Origin of the sequence: Stenotrophomonas sp. TWI1149 (assembly GCF_039673155.1) — a bacterium.
GTDB classification, from domain to species: Bacteria; Pseudomonadota; Gammaproteobacteria; order Xanthomonadales; family Xanthomonadaceae; genus Stenotrophomonas; species Stenotrophomonas maltophilia_AA.
The window spans coordinates 78818-101220 of record NZ_JBDJLB010000011.1 but is presented as its reverse complement, the minus strand read 5'-3'; the positions used below and the strand labels follow the sequence as shown (position 1 = coordinate 101220).

General features: G+C 66.7%; 18 protein-coding genes. 13 read left to right on the top strand and 5 right to left on the bottom strand.

The genetic code is table 11. The features are described from left to right. Window positions 1-50: 50 nt before the first annotated feature. Together ccmB and ccmA are read right to left on the bottom strand one after the other, a co-directional pair. Window positions 51-746 (bottom strand): heme exporter protein CcmB, encoded by a 696-nt coding sequence (gene ccmB, locus ABE424_RS13770; RefSeq protein WP_176989437.1) that lies wholly within the window; start codon window positions 744-746, stop codon window positions 51-53. Then, on the bottom strand, window positions 743-1372 hold the full coding sequence (gene ccmA / locus ABE424_RS13765; protein ID WP_346492328.1) for a heme ABC exporter ATP-binding protein CcmA: 630 nt from the start codon (window positions 1370-1372) through the stop codon (window positions 743-745). Before ccmA ends, ccmB begins: the two co-directional genes overlap by 4 nt. Window positions 1373-1511: 139 nt before the next feature. Here ccmA and ABE424_RS13760 point away from each other — a divergent pair, with 139 nt between their 5' ends. From ABE424_RS13760 to ABE424_RS13750, 3 genes are all read left to right on the top strand, one after another. Next, complete coding sequence (locus tag ABE424_RS13760; protein WP_346492329.1) at window positions 1512-2660, top strand: pyridoxal phosphate-dependent aminotransferase; 1149 nt, start codon at window positions 1512-1514, stop codon at window positions 2658-2660. Between the two features lie 17 nt (window positions 2661-2677). Then, window positions 2678-3484 (top strand): amidohydrolase, encoded by an 807-nt coding sequence (locus ABE424_RS13755; RefSeq protein ID WP_346492365.1) that lies wholly within the window; start codon window positions 2678-2680, stop codon window positions 3482-3484. A 215-nt stretch (window positions 3485-3699) separates the two neighbouring features. After that, a complete protein-coding gene (locus ABE424_RS13750; protein WP_176989440.1) occupies window positions 3700-4134 on the top strand; it encodes a hypothetical protein in 435 nt (144 codons plus the stop codon). Between the two features lie 195 nt (window positions 4135-4329). On the opposite strand, the gene ABE424_RS13745 is transcribed toward ABE424_RS13750, so the two are convergent. The 3 genes from ABE424_RS13745 to ABE424_RS13735 are packed head-to-tail and all read right to left on the bottom strand — an operon-like array spanning window position 4330 to window position 8209. Beyond that, window positions 4330-6132 carry a pseudouridine synthase gene (locus ABE424_RS13745; protein WP_346492330.1) on the bottom strand — a complete coding sequence of 601 codons (1803 nt, stop codon included), beginning with the start codon at window positions 6130-6132 and terminating at the stop codon, window positions 4330-4332. Continuing rightward, window positions 6125-7162 carry an SMC-Scp complex subunit ScpB gene (scpB, locus tag ABE424_RS13740; protein WP_346492331.1) on the bottom strand — a complete coding sequence of 346 codons (1038 nt, stop codon included), beginning with the start codon at window positions 7160-7162 and terminating at the stop codon, window positions 6125-6127. The genes ABE424_RS13745 and scpB overlap by 8 nt, the downstream gene beginning before the upstream one ends. A 15-nt stretch (window positions 7163-7177) precedes the next feature. After that, a complete protein-coding gene (locus ABE424_RS13735; RefSeq protein WP_176989443.1) occupies window positions 7178-8209 on the bottom strand; it encodes a ScpA family protein in 1032 nt (343 codons plus the stop codon). A gap of 220 nt (window positions 8210-8429) precedes the next feature. On the opposite strand from ABE424_RS13735, the gene ABE424_RS13730 reads away from it, so the two are divergent. The 10 genes from ABE424_RS13730 (at window position 8430) to ABE424_RS13685 (ending at window position 22292) form a co-directional block, all read left to right on the top strand. Further along, window positions 8430-8729, top strand: a complete 300-nt coding sequence (locus ABE424_RS13730; RefSeq protein ID WP_088434706.1) for a YciI family protein — start codon at window positions 8430-8432, stop codon at window positions 8727-8729. Beyond that, the gene (locus tag ABE424_RS13725; protein ID WP_070470362.1) at window positions 8726-8995 is read left to right on the top strand and encodes a BolA family protein; all 270 of its coding nucleotides are present in this window, start codon (window positions 8726-8728) and stop codon (window positions 8993-8995) included. Before ABE424_RS13730 ends, ABE424_RS13725 begins: the two co-directional genes overlap by 4 nt. A gap of 148 nt (window positions 8996-9143) precedes the next feature. Continuing rightward, the gene (locus tag ABE424_RS13720) at window positions 9144-10181 is read left to right on the top strand and encodes a LacI family DNA-binding transcriptional regulator (RefSeq protein ID WP_346489939.1); all 1038 of its coding nucleotides are present in this window, start codon (window positions 9144-9146) and stop codon (window positions 10179-10181) included. 92 nt (window positions 10182-10273) lie between these two features. Beyond that, window positions 10274-13333, top strand: coding sequence for a TonB-dependent receptor (locus tag ABE424_RS13715; RefSeq protein ID WP_346478195.1), 3060 nt, complete (start codon window positions 10274-10276; stop codon window positions 13331-13333). Window positions 13334-13560: 227 nt separating this feature from the next. Then, complete coding sequence (locus ABE424_RS13710) at window positions 13561-15174, top strand: glucoamylase family protein (RefSeq protein ID WP_176989446.1); 1614 nt, start codon at window positions 13561-13563, stop codon at window positions 15172-15174. A 33-nt stretch (window positions 15175-15207) separates the two neighbouring features. Next, window positions 15208-16524: a sugar ABC transporter substrate-binding protein gene (locus ABE424_RS13705; RefSeq protein WP_346492332.1), complete on the top strand. Its 1317-nt coding sequence runs from the start codon at window positions 15208-15210 to the stop codon at window positions 16522-16524. Further along, complete coding sequence (locus ABE424_RS13700; protein ID WP_123730758.1) at window positions 16521-17402, top strand: sugar ABC transporter permease; 882 nt, start codon at window positions 16521-16523, stop codon at window positions 17400-17402. Before ABE424_RS13705 ends, ABE424_RS13700 begins: the two co-directional genes overlap by 4 nt. Then, window positions 17399-18235 carry a carbohydrate ABC transporter permease gene (locus ABE424_RS13695; RefSeq protein ID WP_346492333.1) on the top strand — a complete coding sequence of 279 codons (837 nt, stop codon included), beginning with the start codon at window positions 17399-17401 and terminating at the stop codon, window positions 18233-18235. Before ABE424_RS13700 ends, ABE424_RS13695 begins: the two co-directional genes overlap by 4 nt. Next, window positions 18232-21414, top strand: a complete 3183-nt coding sequence (locus ABE424_RS13690; RefSeq protein ID WP_346492334.1) for a discoidin domain-containing protein — start codon at window positions 18232-18234, stop codon at window positions 21412-21414. Before ABE424_RS13695 ends, ABE424_RS13690 begins: the two co-directional genes overlap by 4 nt. After that, window positions 21414-22292 (top strand): endonuclease/exonuclease/phosphatase family protein, encoded by an 879-nt coding sequence (locus ABE424_RS13685; protein ID WP_346492335.1) that lies wholly within the window; start codon window positions 21414-21416, stop codon window positions 22290-22292. Before ABE424_RS13690 ends, ABE424_RS13685 begins: the two co-directional genes overlap by 1 nt. Window positions 22293-22403 lie beyond the last annotated feature (111 nt).

Here is a 22403-nt window from a genome sequence, read left to right as displayed (position 1 = left end):
CAGGTGACGCTCACAACCCAGCTCACGCCACCGACAGTACGCCATACCGCTCAACTCAGCGAGATGCGGATCGCGGCGGCTGTCGCCAGCGGGGCCAGCACCAGCGCGATCACCAGCCCGGCGCCCAGCATCAGCAGCGCGCCGATCGGGTCCTGGCCGCGTGCGACCGCCGCCACGCTGCCGGCGCCGAACACCAGCACCGGCACATACAGCGGCAGGGCCAGCAGTGCCACGAGAATACCAGAGCGCCGGATGCCGACCGTCAGCGCGGCGACCACCCCGCCGATCAGACTCAGCAAGGGCGTTCCCAGCAGCAACGATGCCAGCAACATCGGCAACTGGTCATGCGGCAGATGCAGCATTTCCGCCAGCAGCGGCGACATCACGATCAGCGGCAGGGCGGTGGTGACCCAGTGCACCAGCACCCGCACCAGCACCAGCCAGGCCAGCGGCACCGGGGCCAGCAACCATTGCTCCAGCGAGCCGTCTTCGGCATCGCTGCGGAACAGGGAGTCCATCGCCAGCTGGCCGGCCAGCAGCACCGCCAGCCACATCACCGCCGCGGCCACGCGTGCCATCGCCTCCGGATCGCGGCCCAGCGCCAGCGCGAACAGCACCACCACCAGCAGCGCGAACAGCAGCGGCTGCAGGGCATCGCCACGGCGCCGCCAGAGCAGGCGCATGTCGCGGGCGACCAGCGCCCGTGCGGTCTGCCACAGACCCGGCTCGGTACCCGGCGCGATCATGCCGCCACGCCCAGGGCCAGCAGGCGCGTACGCACCGGCGGGGCGGCATAGGCGCCGTGGGTTGTGACAAGCGCAGCGCCGCCGCTGCGCAGGTGCGCGGAAATCATGCGGTTCACCAGGTTGATGCCCTCCAGGTCGAGATTGGCGTAGGGCTCGTCGAGCAGCCACAGCGGCGCGGGCGAGAGCCAGATGCGGGCCAGTGCCAAGCGGCGCTTCTGCCCGGCCGACAGCTGCCGCACCAGCGTGTCCTCATACCCGGCCAGGCCGACGATCGCCAGCGCATTGCCGGGCATCTGGCGGGCGCGGCGACCGTGCAGGCCACACAGGAAATGCAGGTTCTCCAGCGTGTCCAGGTCCGGCTTCAACGCGGGCAGGTGGCTGAGGTAGGCCACGTAGTTCGCCCGTTCCTTGTGCCCGGCGCGCTTGCCATCGATCTCGACGTGCCCGCTCTCGGCACGCAGCAGGCCGGCCAGCACCCGCAGCAGGGTGGTCTTGCCGGCACCGTTGTCGCCCTGCACCAGCAGGGCTTCCCCGGCATCGACATGCAGGTCCAAGGGGCCGAAGACGGGTTCGTCGTTGCGACTGAAGCCAAGGCCATGCGCGGCCAGCAACGGAGGGGCGTTCAAAGGGCTCAGGCTTCACACCGGGAGGAGTGTTCATTGTATCGGGGACGGGCGACGTCGTGCCGGCCGCGGCCGGCACGACCGTCATGGCTTCGGGGGATTTCGTACACTTCGTCATCTACCCCCTCGATCCTGCCTGCCGATGCAACCGCAAACCAAGCTGCCCAAGGTGGGCACCACCATCTTCACCGTGATGTCCCAGCTCGCCGCCGAACACGGTGCGGTCAACCTGGGCCAGGGGTTTCCGGATTTCTCCGCACCGCAGCGGCTGATCGATGAAACCATTGCCGCGATGCAGGGCGGGCTCAACCAGTACCCGCCGATGACCGGCGTGGCGCCGCTGCGCCAGGCCATCGCGCAGAAGTCGCTGGATCTGTACGGCGCGCAGGTGGATCCGGATACCGAGATCACCGTCACCAGTGGCGCCACCGAGGCGATCTTCAACGCCATCCACGCCGTGGTCCGCCCGGGCGAGGAGGTGATCGTGCTCGATCCGGCCTACGACTGCTACGAGCCGGCGATCGACCTGGCCGGTGCGCGTGCCGTGCACGTGCCGCTGGACCCGCAGACCTTCGCGGTCGACTGGGACCGCGTGCGTGCCGCGATCACCCCGCGCACCCGGCTGTTGATGGTCAACACGCCGCACAACCCGTCCGGCGCGATGCTGACCGCCGACGACATGCAGGCGCTGGCCGATGTGCTGCGCGGCACCGACATCTACCTGATTTCCGATGAGGTGTACGAGCACATCATCTATGACGGCCGCCGCCACGAATCCTCGCTGCGCCATCCGGAGCTGCGCGAGCGCGCGTTCGTGATTTCCAGCTTCGGCAAGACCTACCACTGCACCGGCTGGAAGATCGGCTACGCGATCGCACCGCCGGCGATGACCGCCGAGTTCCGCAAGGTGCACCAGTACAACACCTTCACCAGCTTCGGCCCGGCGCAGTATGGTTTCGCCGCGATGATCCGTGACGAGCCCGAACACCACCTCGAACTGGGCGCGTTCTACCAGGCCAAGCGCGACCGCTTCCGCGAGCAGCTGCTGACCACGCGCCTGAAGCCTCTGCCGGTGCCCGGCGGTTACTTCCAGCTGGTGGACTACTCGGCCGTCAGCGATCTGCCCGACCACGAGTTCGTGAAATGGCTGACGATCGAGAAGGGCGTGGCGGCGATCCCGCTGTCGCCCTTCTATGAGACCGCGCCCGTCGGCCAGCGTCTGGTCCGCCTGTGCTTCGCCAAGAACGACGCCACGATGGACGCGGCGATCGAACGACTGCGGGCCCTGTGATGCGCACCGCGACCGATCTGCAGGACCTGCGCATTTCCCTGGTCCAGGGCGATACCCGCTGGCACGACCCGGCCGGCAACCGCGCGCATTACGGCGCGCTGCTGGCGCCGCTGGCCGGGCAGACCGACCTGGTGATCCTGCCGGAGACCTTCACCAGTGGCTTCTCCAACGACGCCATCGACAAGGCCGAGGGCATGGACGGCCCGACCGTGGCCTGGATCCGCGAGCAGGCCGTGCGCCTGGGCGCGGCGGTCACCGGCAGCGTGCAGCTGCGGGTGGGCGAGGGCGTCTACAACCGGTTGCTGTGGGCCACCCCGGATGGCGAGCTGCGGTACTACGACAAGCGCCACCTGTTCCGTTACGGTGGCGAGCACGAGCGCTATGCCGCCGGCAGCGAGCGCCTGAGCGTGGAGTGGAAGGGGTGGCGGATCAATCCGCAGGTCTGCTACGACCTGCGTTTCCCGGTGTTCTGCCGCAACCGCTACAACGTGGAGCGCGCCGACCAGCTGGATTTCGATCTGCAGATCTTCGTGGCCAACTGGCCGTCGGCACGCGCCTATGCGTGGAAGACGCTGCTGCGCGCGCGCGCGATCGAGAACCTCTGCTATGTGGCGGCGGTCAACCGGATTGGTGTCGACGGCAATGACCTGCACTACGCCGGCGACAGCGCGGTGATCGATTTCCTCGGCCAGCCGCAGGTGGAAGTGCGCGAACGCGAGCAGGTGGTCACCACGACGATCTCGGCCGCGGCACTGGCCGCCCACCGCGCGCGCTTCCCGGCGATGCTGGATGCGGACAGTTTCAGCCTGCAGGAACGCAGCTGAAACGATAGTGCCGGCCGCTGGCCGGCTCTGCACGCTGCTGGCGGTGCGCATGGCTCTCATGGGCGTTGCAGGATTGCCTGGAGCCGGCCAGCGGCCGGCACTCCCCCGGGCCGCGCGGGCTGAACGGATGCCGGATGCACGCGACGTGCATCATCCGCGCCACACGCGCACGCTGCTAGATTCGGCGCGTTCCCACTGCGTACGAGCGGACCTGCATGAAGACGTTCTCCCTGGCATTGATCGCATTGGCCGGCATCTCGGCCGTCCCGGCCGCGCAGGCTGCCGGCAACATTGATTGCGAGCTGCACTACAACCTGGCGGGCTGGTCGGTGCTGTACAAGACCGCCTCCGGCACCGGCACCATCCAGTGCGACAACGGCGCGCGCATTCCGGTCAAGATCACCGCCAAGGGCGGCGGCCTCACCGTAGGCAAGTCCAAGATCGTCGACGGCAAGGGCAAGTTCTCCGGCGCCTACTCGGTCAATGACCTGATCGGTTCCTATGCCTCCGTCGAAGCGCATGCGGGTGCCGACAAATCCAGCAATGCCCAGGTGATGACCAAGGGCGATATCTCGCTCGCCTTGGCGGGCACCGGCAAGGGCTGGGACCTGGGCGTGGGTGTGGGCCGCTTCACCATCGAACGACGCTGAGGCGTAGAGCCACGCCATGCGTGGCTGCACCACCGTCTCCGGCATGACGCGCAGCCACCCCATGACGCGCAGCCACCCCATGAAGCGCAGCCACCCATGGGGTGGCTCTACAGGACCGGGTTGATCGCGGCCCGCGTGGACCCAACGAAAAACCCCGGCCTGAGCCGGGGTTTTTTGATCTCAGCGTATCAGTGATCAGCCGCCGCGCGGGCCGCCACCACGGTGACCGCCGCCGCCCGGGCCGCGATTGCCACCGGGACGACCACCCGGGCCACCGGGACCGCGAGCACCGGGGCCACCCGGGCCACGGTTGCCGCCCGGACCACCCGGACCGCGGTTGCCACCGGGACCGCCGGGGCCGCGCGCACTGGCGCCACCCGGACCCCGTGCACCGGGGCCACCCGGACCACGGTTGCCACCCGGACCACCCGGACCGCGGTTGCCCGCCGGACGCGCGCTGCCGTACGGGCTGGCACCCGGATTGGCGTGATCGGACGGGAAGCTCGGGGCATTGCCCGGATGGCCGTACGGATGGCGGGACGGACCCTGGCCACCCTGGGCACCGCGGTTGCCACCGCCGCCCGGACCGGCCGGACGGCCCTGGCCGCCGTAACCGCCGCGGCTTTCGCCACCGCCGGCATAGCCGCCGCGACCTTCAGCGCCGCCGCCGTAGCTGCCACGCCCCGGGCCGCCTGCGCCACCCGGACCCTTCGGCTTGCCATACGGACGGCCCTGGCCGCCGGCATCGGCGCCGGCACCCGGACCACGCGCGCCGGGACCACGGGTAGCGCCCGTGCCGGCATTGCGGTGGCCGCTCGGGCCGGTGCTGACACCGTCCGGCACGTACCAGCTGCGGAACGCGGCCGGGTTGCCTTCCGGAAGCGCCCGGTTGCCCTTGTCCGGGCGGGCCTTGAACGGGCGCTGCGACTGCTTGGCCGCTGCTTCGCCGCTGACCGTCAGACCACCCTTGAAGCCGCCACCCTTGCCACCGCGGCCACGGCCGCGCTCTTCGCGCACGTTGTCGAAACGACGCAGTTCGCGGCCTTCATCGGCCGAGTTGTGGCCGTTGACGTAGGCGTTGCCCCGGCCGCCGTCGCGCGAGACGCGCACGGTGGTCTTGGCGGCACGACGCTGGCCGATCACCGGCTGCAGGGTCAGCGCCGACGGCGCGCCTTCTTCCAGCTTCAGTTCGGCGCGCAGGGCTTCGACCTGCTTGGCCGGCAGCTCGACCGACTGGCCGCGCAGCAGTTCGCGCGGCAGGCTGACCTTGCCGTAGCGGGTGCGCTTCAGGCGGCTGACCTGGCAACCCTGCGATTCCCACAGGCGGCGGACTTCGCGGTTGCGGCCTTCCTTGACGACCACGCGGAACCAGTCGTGCGAATCGGTGCCGCCGATGCGTTCGATCTCGTCGAACTTGGCCGGGCCGTCTTCCAGCGCCACGCCGCGGGCGAGGCGGTCGACGATGCTGTCCGGCACTTTCTCTTCGCCTTCCGGTGCACGCACGCGCACGACGTACTCGCGCTCGACCTCGTAGGAGGGGTGCATCATCGCGTTGGCCAGCTCACCGTCGGTGGTTGCCAGGAGCAGGCCGGTGGTGTTGATGTCGAGGCGGCCGATCGCGATCCAGCGCGCGCCCTTGAGGGCAGGCAGCGCTTCGAACACGGTCGGGCGACCTTCGGGGTCTTCGCGCGTGGTCACTTCGCCTTCGGGCTTGTTGTAGGCCAGCACGCGGGAGGTTTCGGTCAGTGCGGTGGCGACGAAACCACGGCCGTCAAGCTCGACTTTGTCGCCGCTCTTGATCGACTGGCCGGTCTGCGCGACCTCACCGTTGACCTTGACCAGGCCATCGGCGATGCGCTGTTCCAGCGCGCGGCGCGAACCCAGGCCGGCCTGCGCCAGCACTTTGTGCAGGCGCTCTTCCAGCTTGGGCTGTTCGGAGGCGGTTTCGCGCTTGAGCGAAAGCTTGTTCAACGATGGCTTGCGGGGGGTGTCACTCATTTACTTGGCTCCGGCCGGCAACGGGTGCGTCGGCCTCTGGTTCGGGATCGGCTTCGTCAACAGCCACGGTCGTCTTCGCGACGGCGTTGTTTTCGGTTTCGTTCTGGGGCGCCGCGCGCTCTCCCGGCGCGGTATCGGGTTCGCCATCGCTGGCGGTCGTATCCGCGTCGTCGTCGGCAAGCGACAACGGCGCATGGGATGGGGGGTCGTGGGCGTCCGCATCGGCGGAAGCCTCGTTATTGTCCGGCTCTGCCGGTTGCTCCGCCAGCCGCGCCGAGGCCAGCGCCACGCGGGCGGCCAGCCGGGCGGCGGCAGGGTCCAGCGGGTCCACCGGGTCGGCCGGTGCTGCAGGGTCCATCGCGTCGGCCAGGTCCGCCGGCGCCGGAGTGGCGTCGTCATTGGCCGCGTCGCTGTCCAGCTCGGCATCCGGTGTCGCAGCGCCGGCCGCCAGGCGACCGGCCGGTTGACCTTCGTTGTCCAGCGGCAGCTGCGGCTCCAGCTCACCCAGGTCGCGCAGCTCGGACAGCGGCGGCAGTTCGTCCAGGCGCTTGAGCCCGAAATAATCCAGGAAGCCCTTGGTGGTACCGAACAGCGCCGGCTTGCCGGGCACGTCGCGGTGGCCGATCACGCGGATCCATTCGCGCTCTTCCAGTGCCTGGATGATGTTGCTGCTGACCGCCACGCCGCGCACCTGCTCGATTTCGCCGCGGGTGATCGGCTGGCGGTAGGCGATCAGCGCCAGCGTTTCCAGGGTGGCACGGGTGTAGCGGGTCTTGCGTTCGGTCCACAGCCGGGTGATGTAGCCATGCACTTCGCTGGTGACCTGGAAGCGGAAGCCGGAGGCCACCTCGACCAGTTCCACGCCGCGGTCCTGGCAGCCGTCGCGCAGCAGTTCCAGCGCGCGTTCGATGCTGCCCGGCGGGGCCGGTTCCTCTTCCGGGAACAGGCCCTGCAGCTGCGCCAGCGTCAACGGCTCGCTGGCCGCCAGCAGGGCGCCTTCGACAATACGGTTGATCAGCGGTTGATCCATGCGTGGGTCGGGTGCTCAGTCGGATTCGTTGGCGGCGTCGTTGTCATCGAACTCGCTGTTGAACTGCAGCGGTTCGTTGGTGTTGCCGGCGGCCAGGGACTTGACGTAGATCGGCGCCAGCGGAGCTTCCTGGACGATGTCCAGCAGCTGTTCCTTGGCCAGTTCGAGCAGGGCGAGGAAGGTGACCAGCACCCCCAGCTTGCCTTCTTCGGCGGTGAACAGCGTTTCAAACCGGTAGAACCTGCCGTCTTCCAGACGACCCAGCACATCGCCCATCCGCTGGCGCACGCTCAGCGCCTCGCGTTTGATCGCGTGGCCGGTGAACAGCTCGGCGCGCTTGAGCACGTCGTGCAGCGCCATCAGCATTTCCTTCAGGTCCACCGGCGGCGGCAGCTTGACGGCCGCGCGGTCGGGGACGAAGGCATGGACCACGGTGGTGTCGCGGTCCTGGCGGGGCAGGCTGTCGATGTCCTCGGCGGCCTGCTTGAAACGTTCGTACTCCTGCAGCCGGCGCACCAGCTCGGCACGCGGATCGGCTTCCTCGCCCTCGATGCTGGGCGGCCGCGGCAACAGCATCCGCGATTTCACTTCGGCCAGGATCGCCGCCATCACCAGGTACTCGGCCGCCAGTTCGAAGCGGAGCTCCTGCATGACGTTGATGTACTCGACGTACTGGCGGGTGATCTCGGCGACCGGGATGTCCAGGATGTCGAGGTTCTGCCGGCGGATCAGGTACAGCAGCAGGTCCAGTGGACCCTCGAAGGCATCCAGGATGACTTCCAGCGCGTCCGGCGGGATGTACAGGTCCTGCGGAATCTGCAGGACCGGCTGTCCATGCACCACGGCCAGCGGCATTTCCTGCTGCTGTGGGGCGGGCACTCGGGTTGGCGGGTTCGCGTCGAGCGCGAGTTCGGCAGTCATCAAATAGACGTCAGTATTGCAACGGACCGGTCGCCGCACCATGCCAGCGTCCGGAACGGTGCCGGGCGGCAGGATGGCAAGCCATGACACGCCTGGGTCGGCGCGATTCCACACTTCAAACAGCAAGGCGCGCCGCGATGGGCAGCGACAGAACTACGGGGAGGTCGTCTACGTGTGCTGGTGTGGGGCAGTGGGTCGGTCGTCGGCTGGCGGTGGAGCCGGGTGCCGACGGGGCGCTGCGTCCAGCCACGTGCAATGGACATAAGACTACGGGGTTGCCGCGCCAGTGTCCAGCCAGCCCCGCTAGAATGCCCGGGTTCGATTCAACAAGACCTCGGAGTTGCCCGTGTGGTATGTGATTGAAGGCTATGACGGCACCGATGTGCTGGCCGCCCGTCTGGCATCGCGCCCGGCCCATCTGGCCCGGCTGCAGGCCCTGCAGGATGAAGGTCGGCTGCTGCTGGCCGGCCCGTGCCCGGCCATCGACAGCGAAGACCCCGGCCCGGCCGGCTTCAGCGGCAGCGTGGTCATCGCCGCGTTCGATTCGCTGACCCAGGCCCAGGACTGGGCTGCCGCCGATCCTTATGTAGAGGCGGGCGTCTACGTGCGCGTCCAGGTCCGCCCGTTCCGCAAGGTCCTGCCATGAACCGGGTCGAGCGCATCCGCGAGGCCCTGCAGCAGGCGCTGGATCCCGAGCTGCTGGAGGTCAAGGACGACAGCCACCGCCACGCCGGCCACGAGGGCGCGCGGGACGGCCGCGGCCATTTCAAGGTGCACGTGGTCAGCGCGGCCTTCGAAGGAAAACTGCCGCTGGCGCGCCATCGGGCCGTCTATGCGGCCCTGGGGACGATGATGGAGACCGATATCCACGCGTTGTCCATCCGTGCCGAGACACCGGTCAAAAACCGCTGAAACCCTTGTCCCGCCTTGTCCTGGCCAGTCCCGAAAGGGGCCGCCATGGACAGCTTTTGGTTACCGCCGTACGACATGAGGCTAACGTAGTGTTTACATCCGGGTTTGAAAACGCTTACATTCCGCGCCAAGCCCAGATCTCTAAGCCGTGGAGGGCGGCGAAGTGAACAAGGCAGCGATCACTATCAAAGATGTCGCCCGTGAGGCCCGTGTCTCTGTTGCCACGGTCTCGCGCGCACTCAATGGCCATGAAAATGTTGCCGAGCCCGTGCGCAAGCTGGTGCTGGAGGTAGCGGCGCGACTGCGCTACACCCCGCACGCAGCGGCCCGGAGCCTGAGCAGCCGACGGACCAACACCATTGGCGTGGTGTTGCCCGATCTCTATGGCGAATTCTTCTCCGAACTGATGCGCGGCATCGATGGGGTGGCCCGCGAGCGTCGCCAGCATCTGCTCGTGTCCAGTTACCACGGTGACCAGGAGCAGCAGGGCGCGGCCCTGCGTGCCATGCGCGGTCGTGTCGATGGGTTGCTGGTGCTCTCGCCGTATGCCGAGAGCCCGGGCTTCCTTACCGACAACCTCCCGCAGGCGCTGCCCACGGTGCTGATCAACACCTATCTGCCCGAGCAGGATCATCCGGTGCTGAGCATCGATGACCATGCCGGTGCGATGACGATGACCCGCCACCTGCTGGATGTCGGGCATCGACGCATCGCCTTCATTTCCGGTCCGGACCTCAACTACGACGCCCGTGAGCGCCTGCGCGGTTTCCGCGATGCGCTGGCGGCCTTCGGCGATGCTGCCCAAGGTATCGAGTTGCCCGGTGACTTTGACGAAGCTTCCGGCCATCGCGCCGGACAGGAGTTGCTGGCAGCCGGCACGCTGCCCGATGCGGTGTTCGCCGCCAACGACATGATGGCGCTGGGGTGTCTGTATGCGTTCGCGCAGGCAGGTGTCCGCGTGCCGACCGATGTCGCCTTGGCGGGTTTCGATGACATTCCGCTGGCACGTTTCGTTCACCCGTCGTTGACGACGATGCAGGTGAGTATCGCCGACCTCGGCGATAAGGCCGCGACGCGCCTGTTGCAGTTGATGGATGGCAACAACACAGAAGGGGCCGGCGACAAGCAGACGCTCGTGCCGACCCTGATCGTGCGTGATTCAAGCAAGCCCAGAAGCGAGCTGTAGGTCACGACCGTTGGTCGTGACGCATGCAAACCACGCTGTAAAAAAACAATGACAGGGGCCGCAAAGACGGCCACCACCACCCGGAGAGTTACATGACGTATTCCAATCACCGCAACCGCGCGCCCGCACGCAGTCTGTTGTCCAGCGCGCTGGTCACCTGCCTGATGCTGGGCGCCGCCCCGACCGTGATGGCACAGTCGGCCACCTCGTCGCTGCGCGGCCAGGTCGCCGAGGCTGCCGCCGGCACCGAAGTCACCGCCACCAACGTGGCCAGCGGCACCGTGCGCCGCGCCACCACCCGTGCCGATGGCAGCTACTCGCTGATGGGCCTGGACCCGGGCACCTACAACGTCGTGGCCAATGGCCAGACGCAGAAGGTGACGGTCACCGTGGCCTCGACCGCGACCCTGAACTTCAGCGGCGCGCCGGCCAACGGCAGCACCGCCAACGCCACCAACCTGGACACGGTCAACGTCATCGCGCCGACCCTGCTGCAGGAAGTGCGCACCTCCGAAGTGGGCAAGACCGTCAGCCTGCAGCAGATCCAGACCACCCCGCAGGTGTCGCGCAACTTCCTGGAATTCGCCGACGCGGTTCCGGGCCTGATCTTCACCCGTGATGCCAAGGGCAATACCTCGCTGCGTGGCGGTGCCACCAACTCCGATGGCACCAACGTCTACATCGACGGCGTGGGCCAGAAGAGCTACGTCAAGGGCGGCGGCGTCGCCGGCCAGTCCGGCAGCGCCGGCAACCCGTTCCCGCAGTTGGCGATCGGTGAATACAAGGTCATCAGCGGCAACTACAAGGCCGAGTACGGCCAGGTGTCGAGCGCGGCCGTGACCGCGGCCACCAAGTCCGGTACCAACGAGTTCAAGGGTGAAACCTTCTACCGTTACACCAACGAAGACATGCGCGCCAAGACCCCGGCCGAGCGTCAGGCTGGCCAGACGAAAGAGGCATCGGCCGAGAAGGAATACGGTTTTGCATTGGGTGGCCCGATCATCCAGGACAAGGCCCACTTCTTCGTGACCTATGAAGCCAAGCGCTTCGACCTGCCGGTCACCATCGCGCCGGACGGCGCGGTGAGCAGTGCCGCCGGCCTGCTGCCGGCCGACGGCGCCGCAGGCCTCGGCCCGGCCAGCCAGCCGTTCCAGCAGGATCTGATCTTCGGCAAGATCGACTTCGAGCCGACCGACAACGATCGCATCGAGCTGACCTTCCAGGACCGCGATGAAACCCAGTCGCAGTTCAGTGGCCAGACCGCGCCGGAAGCCGGCCGCGAAGTGGTCAACACCGACCGTCGTTACGCCCTGCGCTGGAACCACAGCGGCGAGCGTTACTACAACGAGCTGATGGTCACCCACGAAGATTCGTTCAACAACCCGACCCCGCTGACCCTGGCCAACGGCATCACCTACACCGCACCGGACGGCACCGAAGACCGCACCGTGGTGAAGATCGGTGGCGCATCGGCGCTGGATTCGCAGGTGAAGGGCCAGAAGGGCTGGTCGATCGAAGACAACCTGACCCTGGACGGCATCGAGTGGCAGGGTGACCACACGATCAAGATGGGTGCCAAGTACAAGCAGATCGACCTGTACGCATCCGATGCCGCGCAGATCAATCCGACCTTCACCTACAGCCTGGGTGATCCGGACTTCCCGTCTTCCATTCCGTACAAGGCGCAGTTCGTCAAGCCGGTGACCGGCGTGTCGGGCGTGTCGGGCGAAGTGCGCTCGAAGTCCAAGCAGATCGGCCTGTTCATCCAGGACGATTGGCAGGTCAACGACCATCTGCAGCTGAACCTCGGCCTGCGTTGGGATTACGAGAAGACCCCGTCCTACCTGGACTTCGTGACTCCGCAGCAGGTGGTCGACGCGATCTACTCGCAGGATCCGCGTGCGGCCGCTGGCCAGACCTACGCCGATTCGCTGGCACTGGGTGGCCTGAACATCGGCGACTACATCAGCAACGGCCACAACCGCAAGGCGTTCAAGGATGCCTGGCAGCCGCGCCTGGGCTTCTCGTATGACCTCAACGCCGACGAGCAGCACGTGTTCCACGGTGGTGCCGGTCGTTCGTATGACCGCGATCTGTTCGACAACCTGCAGCTGGAAACCACCAAGCTGGCCCTGCCGCAGCCGACCATCTACTTCCGCAACCCGGGCACCGGCACCTGCATCGACGGCCAGGCCGCCTGCTATGACTGGAACCCGAACCTGCTCAACGGCATCGGCAACCTGCAGGCCCTGGTCGGTTCGACCAGCAATGCCGGTCTGGAAGTCGACCTGCTGAACAACAACCTCAAGGTGCCGTACTCGGATCAGTTCAGCTTCGGCATGAGCAACCAGGTCGGTGACTGGCTGACCGATGCGACCATTTCCCGCACCCTGAGCTACGACGGCTTCGCCTTCACCCTGGGCAACCGTTACCCGACCGGCCAGTTCTTCGATGACCCGCGCCTGTGCGGCGGCACCGACCCGGGCCTGAGCCAGGCCTGGAGCTGCAACGTGCCGGGCTTCGGCAGCCTGATCATCGGCCAGCAGGGCATCAAGACCCGTGCGACCCAGGTCCTGCTGTCGGCGCAGAAGCCGTTCACCCAGGAAAGCGGCTGGGGCACCTCGGTGGCCTACACCTGGACCACCGCGCGCCACAACCGTGACATCAACGAGAAGTACGCGTTCGACCGCGGCCTGATCGAAGATTATCCGACCATCCGCTCCAACGGCGCGCCGCGCCACCGCCTGGTGGTCACCGGTTCGTACGCGGGCTTCTGGGGCATCACCTTCGGTGGCAAGGTCACCCTGGCCACCCCGACCGCCGTCAACGACTGGTACCCGGTGCCGCAGGCCAGTGGCTACAACCTGCCGACCCCGCAGGCAGCTGTGCCCAACGCCAATGGCAAGTTCCTGGTGGGTGGCAAGATCTTCGGCTACCGTTCGGTCGATCTGCAGGCGACGAAGACGTTCAAGATGCCGGGCGAGACCGAGCTGTACGCGCGCATCGACATCATCAACGTGTTCAACTTCGACAACTTCTCCACCTACAACTACGTGAAGACCAACGGCAAGCTGCAGGCCAGCTACAACGAGACCGGCGACATCATCGGTACTCCGCGTCAGGTCAAGGCCGAAGTCGGCTTCCGCTTCTGATGCAGCAACGGCCCCGTCCTCGGACGGGGCCGGTTTCATGGCAATGGCTGGCCCTCGGGCCAGTCCATTGTCCAGGCCGGTGCCACGGAGGGTGGCAGCGGCCTGGGCAATGACCCGCCGCTTTCGACCACGCATGCGTGGTTTTTTTAAAGCGGCGTTCTGTAAACGATTTCAGGTCATTGGACGTTATGCTTCCCAGTCACGAACACCGCACAAGGAGTTGGCCCATGCAGGCACGCCACCTGTTGACCGCTGCGACGATCAGTCTCGCCGCCGCTGCCTGTCAGCCGCAGGCCCAGCAGGAGCCGGCCAAGCCGAAGCCGCCCGTGATCCTGGTCGAGGCGGATGTGCCGCCGCGGCCGATGAAGCCGGAGCTGCCGCCGCTGTTCGACGATATCGAACGCCGCACCTTCCAGTTCTTCTGGGATACCACCAACGAGGTCAACGGGCTCAGCCCGGACCGTTACCCGTCGCGTCCGTTCGCCAGCATCGCGTCGGTGGGTTACGCGCTGACCGCCTATCCGATCGGCATCGAGAACGGCTGGGTCAGCCGCAACCAGGCGATCGACCGCACCCTGCTGACGCTGAAGTTCTTCCGCGACCTGCCGATGGGCCCGCAGCGCACCGGCAAGGGCGGCTACAAAGGCTTCTACTACCACTTCCTGGACATGCAGGAAGGCCGCCGCTACGACAGCTGGGTGGAACTCTCCAGCGTGGATACCGCGCTGCTGATGATGGGCGTGCTGTTCGCGCAGTCCTATTACGACGGTGACGACGCGCGCGAAAAAGAGATTCGCGAGATCGCGGACACGCTGTACAAGCGCGTGGACTGGCCGTGGCTGCAGCAGCGCGCGCCGCTGATCTCGATGGGCTGGTTCCCGGAGAGCGGCTTCATCGATCACGACTGGATGGGCTACAACGAGGCGATGATGGTCTACATCCTCGCGCTCGGCTCGCCGACGCATCCGGTCAGCCCGGACGCGTGGACGGTGTGGACGCGTACCTACGACAACGACTGGGGCGTCTACCAGGGCCAGGAATACCTGTCCTTCGGTCCGCTGTTCGGCCACCAGTACACGCATGTGTGGGTCGACTTCCGCGACATCCAGGATGCCTACATGCGCGAGCGGGGCAGCACCTACTTCCTCAACAGCCGCTCGGCGGCCCTGGCGCAGCGCGAATACGCGATCGCCAACCCGATGAACTGGAAGGACTACGGCCAGAACGTGTGGGGCCTGACCGCCAGCGACGGCCCGCAGAACACCACCCAGGAATACCGCGGCGAGCAGCGCCAGTTCCGCCATTACTCTTCGCGCGGCGCCGGTCTGCGCGAGAACTTCGATGACGGCACCATCGCGCCGACCGCCGCGATCTCCTCGATCGTGTTCGCCCCGGAAGAGGTGATCCCGGCGGCGGTGGAGATGCACAAGCGCTACGGCGACTACATCTATTCCAGTTACGGCTTCCTGGATTCGTTCAATCCCAGCTTCAACTACGACATCCCGATCAAGACCGGTCGCCTGGTCCCGGATCGCGGCTGGGTGGCCAGTGATTACATCGGCATCGACCAGGGCCCGATCCTGACCATGATCGCCAACTACCGGAATGATTTCGTCTGGGATGTGATGAAGAAGAATCCGCACATCCGCAAGGGCCTGGAACGCGCCGGCTTCACCGGTGGCTGGCTGACGCCGGAAGGCGAGGACCAGCCGATGGAACTGCAGAAAGATGAAAAGGCCGCCTCGGCGCGCTCGGTCGGCATCGCCGAATCGCGCGCGGCAGCAGCCCAGGAACAGAAGAACAATTCCAATTCGAACCGCAACCAGCAGCAGGGGAAGTAAGCAGTGCCATCGTCGTCGCGCCCGAAGCTGGGGTTGAGTCTGTTGCTGCTGATCGTCGGCAGCCTGTTGTTGAGTGCCTGCCGGAAAGAACCGGAAGGGGTCACCGTGCGTTTCTGGGCGATGGGCCGCGAGGCTGAAGTCGTCACCGGTCTGGTTCGCGAGTTCGAGGCTGAAAACCCCGGCATCCATGTCGATGTGCAGAACATCCCCTGGACGGCCGCGCATGAAAAGCTGCTGACCGCGTTCGCCGCAGAAGGGCTGCCGGACGTCTGCCAGCTGGGCAATACCTGGATTCCCGAGTTCGCCGAACTCAACACCCTGACGCCGCTGCAGCCCTACGTGGCGCAGTCGAAGGTGGTGGACCCGGCCGATTACTTCCAGGGTATCTGGGATACCAACGTGATCCATGGCGAGCTGGTCGGCGTGCCGTGGTACGTGGATACGCGCCTGCTGTACTACCGCAAGGACCTGCTGGCCAAGGCCGGCTATGACCACCCGCCGCGCAGCTGGGCCGAGTGGAACGACATGATGGCGGCGATCAAGAAAATGCAGGGCCCGAACCGTTACGCGGTGCTGATGCCGATCAACGAGTTCGAGCAGCAGCTCTCCTTCGCCCTGCAGCAGCCCGATCCGCTGCTGCGCGATGAGGACACCCGCGGCAACTTCAGCAGCCCCGGCTTCCGCAGGACGCTGGGCTTCTACGAGAACATGTTCGCGCAGGGCTGGGCCCCGCGCATGTCCGAGACGCAGATTTCCAACGTCTGGGACGAGTTCTTCCGGGGCTTCAACGTGTTCTACGTGTCCGGCCCCTGGAACATCCGCGAGTTCAAGAAGCTGCAGCCCAAGGAGCTGGAAGGGCAGTGGGGCACGGCCGCGCTGCCGGGTCCGGATGGCCCGGGTGCGGGCATCGCCGGCGGGACCAGCCTGGTGATCTTCCGCGATTCGAAGCAGAAGGAAGCCTCGTGGAAGCTGATCGAGTTCCTGTCGCGCCCGGCGATCCAGGAGCGCTTCCATTCGATCATCGGCGATCTGCCGCCGCGGCGCAGCACCTGGGAGTATCCCTCGCTGGCCAACGATCCACTGGCGCAGCCGTTCCGCGACCAGCTCGAGCGGGTCAAGCCGACCCCGAAGGTGCTGGAGTGGGAGCGGATCGCCCAGGAAATGCGGATCACCACCGAACAGGTGGTGCGTGGTGGCCTTGACCAGGATCAAGCAGTGAAAGAGCTGGACGCACGCGTGGACAAGGTCCTCGCCAAACGCCGCTGGATGCATGAGCAGCACCGCCAGGAATCGTCCGGGGTGAGCGACAGGCAGCACTCCAGTGCAGCGGCCACGGAGGCGGCACCATGAAGCAGCGTTCGCTTGCCGGCTGGATGTTCGCCGGCCCGGCCATCCTGGTCATCGCGGTGTTCTTCGGTCTGCCGGTGTTCTCGGCGCTGGCCCTGAGCATCACCGATTTCGACCTGTATGCATTGGCCGATGGGGACAACCTGCGCTTCGTCGGCCTGGGCAACTACATCGACCTGCTGCAGACCCCGATGTTCTGGAAGTCGCTGTGGAACACGACGTACTTCGTGATCGTCGGCGTGCCGCTGTCGATCGCGGTGTCGCTGGGTGCGGCGATCCTGCTCAACGCCCCGGCCGCACGCTTCAAGGCGCTGTTCCGCACCGCGCTGTTCGCCCCGGTGGTGACCACCCTGGTGGCGGTGGCGGTGATCTGGCGCTACCTGTTCCATACCAGCTACGGCCTGGTGAACTACGGCCTGGGCCATCTGGGCATCAGCCCGATCGACTGGCTCGGCGACCCGAACTGGGCGATGCCGACCATCATGCTGTTCGCGGTGTGGAAGAACTTCGGCTACAACATGGTGATCTTCCTGGCCGGCCTGCAGGCGATCCCGCATGACCTGTACGAGGCCGCCCGCATCGACGGCGCCTCGCGCTGGAAGCAGTTCCTGCACATCACCCTGCCGATGCTCGGCCCGGTGCTGCTGGTGGTCGGCGTGATCACCGTGTCCGGCTACTTCCAGCTGTTCGCCGAGCCTTACGTGATGACGCGTGGCGACCCACTGCAGAGCACCGTCAGCGTGCTGTACTTCATGTTTGAAGAAGGCTTCAAGTGGTGGAACCTGGGTCGCGCCTCCGCGGTGGCGTTCCTGCTGTTCCTGATCATCCTGGGCGTGACCAGCATCATGCTGCGTTTCGGCCGCAAGAGGCAGTTGGTATGAGTCGTGAAATCGGTCAATCGCGCTGGCATGCCTGGTGGGTCAATGGCGGCCTGCTGGTGCTCGCGGTCCTGAGCCTGGCGCCGTTGCTGTGGATGCTGTCGGTGTCGTTCATGCCGACCGGCGAGGCGGCGCATTTCCCGCCGCCGCTGCTGCCGTCCGCGCTGACCACCGCGAACTACCATGAGTTGTTCGCGCGTACCGGCATGGCCAACAACTTCGTCAACAGCCTGATGGTCTCGCTGGCGATCACGTTCGGCTCGCTGCTGCTCAACACCATGGCCGGCTATGCCTTCGCCAAGCTGCGCTTCGCTGGCCGCGAGCGCATCTTCCAGCTGCTGCTGGCCGCGCTGGTGATCCCGGCGCAGGTGGCGATGCTGCCGCTGTTCCTGCTGATGAAGCAGCTGGGCCTGGTCAACAACTTCGGTGGTGTGATCGTGCCGGCGCTGGCGACGGTGTTCGGCATCTTCCTGGTCCGCCAGTACGCGCGTTCGATCCCGGACGAGCTGCTTGAAGCGGCCCGCATCGACGGGGCAGGGGAGCTGCGGATCTTCTTCCAGATCGTGCTGCCGATGCTCAAGCCGGTGCTGGTGACCCTGTCGATCTTCACCTTCATGGCCGCCTGGAACGATTTCATGTGGCCGTTGATCGTGTTGACCGATCAGGAGCACTACACTCTCCCGGTGGCCCTGGCCACGCTCTCGCGCGAGCACATCATGGACGTTGAAATGATGATGGCCGGCGCGGTGGTCACGGTGGTTCCGGTGCTGCTGCTGTTCCTGGCATTGCAGCGTTATTACATCCAAGGTCTGTTGCTGGGGAGTGTCAAAGGGTGAAGCATGCCGTCGTCGCGGTGGGTCTGGGTCTGGTCTGGTCACTGGCGGCCTCGGCCGCACCGCCGGCGACGCCGGTGTTGCCGGCACCCAAGGTGCTGGACAGCTTCGACGACATGAGTCCGTGGAAGCTGGTCGTGTCCGACCAGGTCAGCGGTTCGCTGCGCAGCGTCGCCGGCAGTGGCGGCGGCCGCGCGCTCTGCCTGGACTACGACTTCCACAACGTCTCGGGCTACGTCGGCATCCGCCGCGAGCTGGGCATCCAGTACCCGGAGAATTATCAGTTCGGCTTCCAGCTGCGCGGCGATTCCCCCGCCAACGACCTGCAGTTCAAGCTGATCGACGCCAGTGGCGACAACGTGTGGTGGGTCAACCGGCCCGGCTACGCGTTCCCCAAGGCGTGGACGCCGGTGCAGTACCGCAAGCGCCAGATCGACAAGGCCTGGGGCCCGGAGACGGACAAGACGCTCAAGCGCAGCGCTGCGATGGAGTTCACGATCTACAGCAAGGTAGGCGGCAAGGGCACGGTCTGTTTCGACCGGCTCACGCTGCAGGGACTGCCGCCGGCCGATACCTCCTCGCTGAGCCCGTCGGTGATCGCCGATACCGCGACCGCGCTGCAGAACCGCATCGTCGATGGCAAGCCGGACACGGTGTGGATCAGCGGCGGCGTGGCCGAGCAGACGATCAGCCTGGACCTGCACAAGGTGCGCGAGTTCGGTGGGGCGGTGATCGAATGGCTGCCCGGGCTGGAGGCCACGCGCTACGTGGTGCGTTCCTCGGCCGACGGTCGCGCCTGGAACACGGTGCGCGAGGTGACCGCCGGCGGCGGTGGCCGTGACTGGCTGGCCCTGCCCGATACCGAAGCGCGCTACCTGCGCTTCGACCTGAAAGGCGGCCCGAGCTGGCGCTACGGCATCCGCGACATCACGCTGAAACCGCTCGAGTTCGCCGCGACCCCGAATGATTTCGTCCGCTCGGTCGGCGCCGAGCTGCCGCGCGGCTCGGTGCCGCGCGGTTTCACCGGTGAACAGCCGTACTGGACGCTGCTCGGCCTGGATGGCGGCCGCGAGCAGGCTTTGATCGGTGAAGACGGCGCGCTGGAAGTGGCCAAATCCAGCTTCAGCGTCGAGCCGTTCGTGCTGGTCGACAACAAGCTGCTGAGCTGGGCCGACGTCACCACCCGCCAGTCGCTGCAGGACGACTACCTGCCGATCGCCAACGTCGGCTGGACCCACGACAAGGCCGGCCTGCAGGTAACCGGCTTCGTGCAGGGCACGCCGGACAACGCGCAGCTGGTCGGGCGCTACACCCTGCGCAACCCGGACAAGGTCGCCCACGAGTACACGCTGGCCCTGGCCGTGCGCCCCTGGCAGGTGAATCCGCCGACCCAGTTCCTCAACACCGTCGGCGGCGTCAGCCGGATCGACAACCTGTCGTTCGACCCGACCCACGTGGATGTCAACGGCAAGCCGCGCCTGTACCCGGCGCAGGCACCCGATGCCGCCTTCGCCACCGCCTTCGACAGCAAGCTCGACGTGGTCCACCTGGCCAGCGGCAAGCTGCCGGGCACCACCGAAGTCAAGGATGGCACCGGCCTGGCCTCGGGCGCGCTGCTCTACCGCTGGAAGCTGGAGCCCGGCCAGAGCCGCGAGGTGGCGATCGTGCTGCCGCAGACCGGCAGCTGGAGCATGCCCTCGGCCTTCGACGCGGCCAAGGCGCAGCAGCAGGTCGCTTCGATGTGGCGGACCAAGCTGGACCAGGTGACGCTGCAGGTTCCCGCCGCCGGCAAGCCGCTGGCCGACACGCTGCGCACTTCGCTGGCGCACATGCTGATCTCGCGCATCGGCCCCAGCCTGCAGCCGGGCACCCGCTCGTATTCGCGCAGCTGGATCCGCGATGGCGCGATGATTTCCGAAGGCCTGCTGCGGATGGGCCGCAGCGATGCGGTGCGCCAGTACGTGAACTGGTATGCGCCGTATCAGTTCGACAACGGCAAGGTGCCGTGCTGCGTGGATTCGCGCGGCAGCGACCCGGTGCCGGAGAACGACAGCCACGGCGAATTGATCTTCAACATCGCCGAGTACTGGCGCTACACCGGCGACACCACCTTCCTGGAGGTGATGTGGCCGCATGTGCAGGGCGCCTACCAGTACATGGAGCAGCTGCGCCTGAGCGAGCGCACCGAGGAGAACCGCGCCCGCAACCCGGCCTTCTACGGAATGATGCCGGTCTCGATCAGCCACGAAGGCTATTCGGCCAAGCCGATGCATTCGTACTGGGACAACTTCTGGGCGCTGCGGGGCTACAAGGATGCGGCGATCATCGCCAGCACGCTGGGCAAGGCGGAAGCAATGCAGATCAGCGAATCGCGCGACCAGTTCCGTGACGACCTGCAGGCCTCGCTGCTGGCTGCGACCGCACAGCACAGGATCGACTATCTGCCGGGCTCGGCCGAGCTCGGCGATTTCGATGCGACCTCGACCACCATCGCGCTGGCGCCGGCCGGTGAGCAGGGTCGCCTGCCACAGCCGTACTTGAACAACACCTTCGAGCGGTATTGGAAAGAGTTCGAAGCGCGTCGGGATGGCAAGCGCGAGTGGAAGGACTACACCCCCTACGAGTGGCGCAACGTGGCCGCGTTCGTGCGCCTGGGCTGGCGTGACCGCGCCTGGCAGGCGACCGAGTTCTTCTTCAAGGACCGCGCGCCGCAGCCCTGGAACCAGTGGGCCGAAGTGGTCTCGCGCACGCCGCGCAAACCGTTCTTCCTGGGCGACCTGCCGCACGCGTGGGTCGCCTCGGACTTCGTGCGCTCGGCCTTGGACATGTTCGCCTACAACCGCGACATCGACGACAGCCTGGTGCTGGCTGCCGGCGTGCCGTCGCGCTGGCTGGAAGGCAAGGGGGTTGGTGTACAAGGCCTGCGCACGCCGAACGGGCAGCTGAACTACGCGCTGGTCCGCAACGACAAGCAGCTCACCCTGACCGTGTCGGCCGGGCTGATTCCGCCGGCCGGTGGCGTGGTGCTGCCGTGGCCGTACAGCGGCGAGCCGGGCGCCACCACCATCAATGGTGAGCCGGCGGAATGGGTGGGCGGCGAGCTGCGCGTGATGCAGGTGCCGGCCAAGGTCGAGATCGAGATTCCGGCGTCGGTACGCCGGGCAGAGCGCAAGGCACCGTAATGCGGCAGATGACGAAGATGATGGGCGGCCTGCTGGCCGCCGCGCTGGCGTTGGCGTTGGCGCCACTGCCTGCGTGGGCGCAGGGCACCGGGGCAGGGCAGGAGATGACCATGGTCACCTTCAACCTGCACCACGACCGCGAAGACTGGCCGGCCCGCCGCCAGGTGATCCTGCGCGAACTGCAGGCACTCAAGCCTGACGCGATCGCGCTGCAGGAAGTGATCCAGAAGCCCCACGTGCGCAACCAGGCCGCGTGGCTGGCGCGCAAGCTCGGCTACGACTACCAGTTCGTCTCCACCGATCCGCCGGGGCGTTTCAAGCGCTACGGCAATGCCCTGCTGACCCGTCGCCCGGTGTTGTCGCGCAACGACCACCTGCTGGCACCGATCAACGATTACCGCACCGTGGCGCATCTGCGCATCGATGTGGACGGCCGCCCGGTGAATGTCTACGCCACGCACTTGAACGAGCGATCGGATGCGGCAGGCAGCCGCATCCGCGGCGAGCAGGTCGCGGACCTGCTGGCGTTCATCGCGCAGACCGCGGGCGACGCACCGGTGGTGGTGGCCGGTGACTTCAATGCGCTGGTGGATGCCGGTGACCTGAGCGAGCTGCGCAATCATTACGGCGACAGCTACGGCAGCGTGCACGTCAACAACGAACTGGCCCAGGTCAGTACGCTCAACCGGCACTACTACGAAGCACCCTCGCGCATCGACCACATTTTCTTCCAGCAGGACAGGTTGCTCGCCCGCGAGGCGAAGATCCTGTTCGACCAGCCGTATGCCGATGGCCGCTGGGCCTCGGATCATTACGGTGTGTGGACCCGCCTGCAGTTTGCGCCGGGCACCGGAAACGCCGGGGCGACGACGCCCTGAGGCACGTGCTGCGTCGTCGGTGACGGCGTAGCGCGCGAATGGTCGCATCCACGCCATGCGTGGATGCTCTCAGCGCCGCCATCATGACCGCCGTCTGACCCACGCCGCTTG

Coding starts and splice junctions, on each gene's coding strand:
- ABE424_RS13700 (WP_123730758.1), top strand. CDS start 16,521: ATGAAGCAGCGTTCGCTTGCCGGCTGGATGTTCGCCGGCCCGGCCATC.
- ABE424_RS13710 (WP_176989446.1), top strand. CDS start 13,561: ATGCAGGCACGCCACCTGTTGACCGCTGCGACGATCAGTCTCGCCGCC.
- ABE424_RS13760 (WP_346492329.1), top strand. CDS start 1,512: ATGCAACCGCAAACCAAGCTGCCCAAGGTGGGCACCACCATCTTCACC.
- ABE424_RS13725 (WP_070470362.1), top strand. CDS start 8,726: ATGAACCGGGTCGAGCGCATCCGCGAGGCCCTGCAGCAGGCGCTGGAT.
- ABE424_RS13715 (WP_346478195.1), top strand. CDS start 10,274: ATGACGTATTCCAATCACCGCAACCGCGCGCCCGCACGCAGTCTGTTG.
- ccmB (WP_176989437.1), bottom strand. CDS start 746: ATGATCGCGCCGGGTACCGAGCCGGGTCTGTGGCAGACCGCACGGGCG.
- ABE424_RS13745 (WP_346492330.1), bottom strand. CDS start 6,132: ATGAGTGACACCCCCCGCAAGCCATCGTTGAACAAGCTTTCGCTCAAG.
- ABE424_RS13695 (WP_346492333.1), top strand. CDS start 17,399: ATGAGTCGTGAAATCGGTCAATCGCGCTGGCATGCCTGGTGGGTCAAT.
- ABE424_RS13750 (WP_176989440.1), top strand. CDS start 3,700: ATGAAGACGTTCTCCCTGGCATTGATCGCATTGGCCGGCATCTCGGCC.
- ABE424_RS13685 (WP_346492335.1), top strand. CDS start 21,414: ATGCGGCAGATGACGAAGATGATGGGCGGCCTGCTGGCCGCCGCGCTG.
- scpB (WP_346492331.1), bottom strand. CDS start 7,162: ATGGATCAACCGCTGATCAACCGTATTGTCGAAGGCGCCCTGCTGGCG.